The 3,718-nt window shown below is 62.5% G+C and carries 3 protein-coding genes; all 3 read right to left on the bottom strand.

The window, feature by feature from the left end:
* A partial coding sequence (locus VF515_10200; protein ID HEX7408005.1) for a protein kinase occupies positions 1–1,403 on the bottom strand: 1,403 nt, incomplete at its 3' end.
* Positions 1,404–1,550: 147 nt separating this feature from the next.
* The gene (locus VF515_10195; GenBank protein ID HEX7408004.1) at positions 1,551–3,077 is read right to left on the bottom strand and encodes a putative Ig domain-containing protein; all 1,527 of its coding nucleotides are present in this window, start codon (positions 3,075–3,077) and stop codon (positions 1,551–1,553) included.
* Between the two features lie 322 nt (positions 3,078–3,399).
* Positions 3,400–3,718: LOG family protein (locus tag VF515_10190; GenBank protein HEX7408003.1), on the bottom strand; the 319-nt coding region annotated here is incomplete at its 5' end.

Here is a 3,718-nt window from a genome sequence, read left to right as displayed (position 1 = left end):
CGTGTTGCTGGCTGGTAGCCATCCAGCGTCAAAACCACCGTGTGCGGACCTTCCTTCAGCTTCGGCAGGGTAAACGGCGCGACGAACCGCGATTCGGCGCCGCCGTCGATGGTGAATCTTGCGCCCGGAGGTGTCGAACTGACGCGCAACTCGCCTGTCGTCGGCGCTGCAACTGCGGGTGTGGCGGCGGTTGTACTTGGAGTCTCCGCGGGTCTCTTCTCTTCCGGAACAACCGCGGAGGGCGCGGACTGCTGCGCGGGCGTGGTTGTGGCCGGCGCCGGCTGTTCCGCCGGCTTCGACTTCATCTTGAGCCCAACGTAGCCTCCAACCAACAGCACAATTGCCAGCACCGCCGCCCCAGCCAGGGCCAGCGGGCTCTTCTGCGATTTCGCAACGACCGGCGCCTTTTTCGGCGGCGTGGCTTGCTTCTGGACCGCGACCGGGCTCGCAATCTTCGGCGCTGCCATCGGTGCAGCTGCCGCAACCGGCGGCACTGCGACCGTCCCGCTGGTCGCGCGCATCGGCGGCTGTACGGCCGCCACCACCGCCTGGTCGCTCAGGATCGACGTCATCTGGCCCACATCGGCGCCGAATTTCTGGTGGTTCTCCAGGTCCCTGGCCAGGTCCGCGCCCTTCTGATAGCGTTCGTCGCGGTTCTTGGCCAGCGCCTTCATCACCACCGCGCTCAACCCCGCAGGCACCGTTCCGTCCAGATCGCGCGGCGCCGGCGGATGTTCGTTCACGATCTTGTAGATGATCGTGGTCACGTTCTCGCCCGTAAACGGGCGCTCGCCCGTGAGCATCTCGTACAGCACCACGCCCAGGCTGAACAGGTCGCTCCGTCCGTCCAGCGTCTTCCCCTTCACCTGCTCCGGCGACATGTAGTTCGGCGTGCCCAGCACCTGGCCGGTGGACGTCATGCCCGTCCCCGCGCTCTTGGCGATGCCGAAATCCATGATCTTCACCGTGCCATCGGGCATGATCATGATATTGGCGGGCTTGATGTCGCGATGGATGATGCCGCGCGCGCTCGCGTAGTCCAGGCCCGCGCATACCTGGCGCGTGATATCGATCACCTTCTCCACCGGCAGCGTGCCCAGCCGGAGCGCCTGCTGCAAGGTCTGCCCCTGGATGTACTCCATGGCGATGTAGAAGATGCCTTCCAGTTCCTGCGCGTCGTAGATGGTGACGATGTGCGCGTGGTTCAGGACGCCCGCGTTGCGCGCTTCCGCGTGAAAGCGCTTCACCATCTCTTCGCTCTCCATGCCGCTCACGTCCACGCGCAGGGTCTTCAGCGCCACCGTGCGGCCGATGTTCGGGTCCGTGGCCTTGTACACCACGCCCATGGCCCCTTTGCCAAGCTCTGCCTCGATTTTGTAACGGCCTATGTGGTCGATCGGCATGGGTTCAAATCCGTGGCGCGGTCTGGATTCAATTCACTTGGGGGGCGGCCCTGGGGGGTGGCAAGCCCAAGAAACCTCTCCGCAGGCTCTCGATGGGCGCAGCATATTGCAAGTTGATGGATGAGTCAACGTAACCAAACGCCGGGATCAGGGGATGGCCGCATAGCCGATCGCCCCCTCGACGAATGCGTAGTATCCGGGCGACGGCATATTAATTCGACCGCCCGTGTACCACATCCTGTACGTCGTGCCATCTTTGATGACCGCGGCATCGCCGACGCCGGTATGGTCCCACGCATTCTCCCGTCCCGCTCCGAACACGGTGGCCCCGCTCGCCGGATACACGGACCAGTTCAGGCCATCGCTCGATGTCGCGTAACCCATGTTTGCCTTGTAGATGTCAAAGCCCGATGCGTTTCCCGCAGCTACGAATCCGTAGTGTCTTGCGAACCACATCCGGAAGGTAGTGCCGTCCAGCACCACCACCGGACGGGAGAAACCGGCGCCATTATTGAAATCAACCGGCATGTTCACCAACCCGCTGTTGGTCCAGGAAATGCCGTCCGCCGAGGTCGCCAACCCAATCGCCTCTCCCAAAGGTTCCCAATACCACATCATGAAGGTTGACCCGTTCTTAATGACTGCTCCCGGCGCATACTGGCCGGCGAAGTCGCAGCTTCCGAATCCCGACGCGGTCTGTGGCCTCGTCCACGTAATCCCATCGCTCGAAGTTGCCAGGCCCATCAGGTCGCATCCGCTGCCCGCGCCCCAATACCACATCCGGTACGTTGTGCCGTCGTAGAACACGCTCGGATAGCGGACTTCCCCCGAATCCCAGGCGCCAGAGGGACCGACTGCGAGCACTGGGGTCGCCGGCGACTTTGTCCAACTCAGCCCGTCGCTGGAAATCGCACGGCCGATCTGTCGGGTATGCGTGGCGCTATCTTCGCCTTCGTAGTACATCACGTACGTACTGCCGACTTTGATCACGGAAGGGGCTCGGACCGCGAAACCATCCCATTGTCCGGCCGTGGGCGCCACCACGGCGGCAGTTGACTGCCGTGTCCAATTGGACGAACCTGCCGGCGAGGCCGGCGAGGTAGCCGGTGCGATCGTCACTGAAAAAGTAGCTGCATTCGTCGCTGTCGGCGTACAGCTCCCGGTCGCGACTTCGGCGTAGGAGATGGTGAAGGTAAATTCCCCGGCGATATCGGGCGTGCCATACAAAGAGTACGGCTGGGTCGGAGAGTACACCGGGTTCAATCCCCAGCCGAGTCCGGGTGGCACCACACCTGCAAGAAATCTACTTGCCGGCCCACAATAGATGCCGGCCAGCGAGGCCCCATAATTCCAGGTATAGCTCTGCCCTTGTATTCCCGAAAGCGGGGAGCCAGTGATCGTGCCGCTGCTGCCAGTTCCGGTTACCCGAAGATCGTATTGCACCGTCGAGGCTGCCCCGTTGGAGTCCACGACTTCAAAGATCAGCGGCATCGTCCCGGTGTAGGTCGGAGTGCCGGAAATTATGCCCGAGGACTTGTTGATCGTCAGGCCATTCGTATCGACAGGCGTCCAGGCGCCCCCGTCCCACGTATAGGGCGGTGTACCCCCAACCGCCGTGAGCGCGAATGAATAGGGAGTCCCCGCCACTGCCGGCGGCAATGTCGTAGGCAACATGGTAAGCATTCTTGCGGTGGCAGCCACACCCGGCCGTGCCGGACGCGTCGGCCGGCTCAAAACAATCGGTGTGGTGGTAGAGATCGCAGGATTCATCCCTGCACGCGGTGCTGCTTCCATTTCATTGAGTTGTGAGGGCTTAGCGGAATATGCGGATTTCTGGACAATCCCAGTTCCGCATCCGAGCAGGATCCCACTAAGCACGATTCCCGCGCCGAGCCAGACTGATGATTTCATTGTGAGTGCTGAGAGTCTGACCGCCTCCGGCACCCCGGTCAACCTCGAAAGGCCGATTGCACACACTTCGGTAACACCGGCGATATTACGTCGCGCCCGACACGAACCATTTCGACGGCAACTCCGCCGGACGATAGCTCTCCACGTGCTTGATCGCGGTCGCTACGTCCGGCGCAATGCTGTACATCTGCCGGTACGCCGGCTTGGCGAACTGCGCTTCGTACATGTGCTCCAGCGCCGCCGCCAGCGGCCCATAGTACCCAGCGGCATTGAGGAAGACGATCGCCTTGTTGTGCTGCTGCAATTGCTTGAGCGTGATGATCTCGAACATCTCCTCCAGCGTCCCGAATCCGCCCGGCAGCGCCACGAACGCGTCCGCCCGCTCCTCCATGATCGCCTTCCGC

It is taken from the genome of Candidatus Binatia bacterium (assembly GCA_036382395.1).
GTDB lineage: Bacteria > Desulfobacterota > Binatia > HRBIN30 > HRBIN30 > JAGDMS01.
This window is presented reverse-complemented; position numbering and strand designations above follow the sequence as displayed.

What these genes read in the sequence shown, in the direction of transcription:
- VF515_10195 (HEX7408004.1), bottom strand. Translation starts at nt 3,077, where the DNA reads ATGTTGCCTACGACATTGCCGCCGGCAGTGGCGGGGACTCCCTATTCA.